Below are 892 nucleotides of genomic sequence, written 5' to 3' on the forward strand. Positions count from 1 at the left end.
ACCACGACTACGATGAAGCCTGGCGGCAGATGCGAATCAGCTCCATTACCGACCTGATCTTAATGAAAATCAAGCGAACCAAACAAATCGAAGATCATGCAGGCCAGACCATTATCTCCGAAGGCATCGACGCCAATTACCTCGACATGATCAATTACGCTGTTTTTGCGTTAATAAAGCTTGAATTTAAAGCATAGATATAATGAAAACGTTTTGGCACATCGCACGCGTCCTATTGGGGCTGGTTTTTATTTTTTCGGGTTTTGTGAAAGGGATCGATCCCTGGGGAATGGCGTACAAGTTTACCGATTACTTTAACGCCTGGGGAATGGAGTCGCTAACTTCGCTGGCTTTTCCGCTTGGAATCTTGCTGTCGGCAGCCGAGTTTATTATTGGTGTGGCGCTGGTGCTCAATGTGTTTATCTCGTTTTTTTCGCTCTTGAGCCTCATCATGATGGCATTTTTTACCGTGCTGACGCTTATTGTTGCCATCCAGAATCCGGTGACCGATTGCGGGTGTTTTGGCGATGCGCTGATCCTGACCAACTGGGAAACCTTCTCGAAAAACATTGTCTTTTTCGCTTTCGCAGCGGTCGTGTTCTTTTATCGAAAAAAATACAAGCCAGCCAATTTTCCTTTAATTGCCACGATAATGGCCGGTGCCACCGTGCTGGTTTATGCCTACCTGGTTGACTACTCCTACAATCACCTGCCCATCATGGATTTTCGTCCGTACAAAATCGGGGTGAATATTCCTGAGGGAATGAAAGTTCCGGATGACGCACCGCAAGATGTTTATGAAAATACCTTTCACTATAAGAATAAAAACACCGGCGAAGTGAAGCAGTTTAACCAGGAAAACTACCCCTGGCAAGACACCCTGAACTGGGAA

2 protein-coding genes are annotated in these 892 nt (G+C 45.9%); both read left to right on the forward strand.

What is annotated here, in order from left to right; all coding sequences use genetic code 11:
* On the forward strand, window positions 1-197 hold a 197-nt coding region (locus NC99_RS07640; RefSeq protein WP_157624644.1), incomplete at its 5' end, for a DUF1599 domain-containing protein.
* Window positions 198-202: 5 nt separating this feature from the next.
* Window positions 203-892 (forward strand): BT_3928 family protein (locus NC99_RS07645; protein WP_157624646.1); only part of this gene is annotated, 690 nt, incomplete at its 3' end.

This window comes from Sunxiuqinia dokdonensis, from assembly GCF_001270965.1.
GTDB lineage: Bacteria > Bacteroidota > Bacteroidia > Bacteroidales > Prolixibacteraceae > Sunxiuqinia > Sunxiuqinia dokdonensis.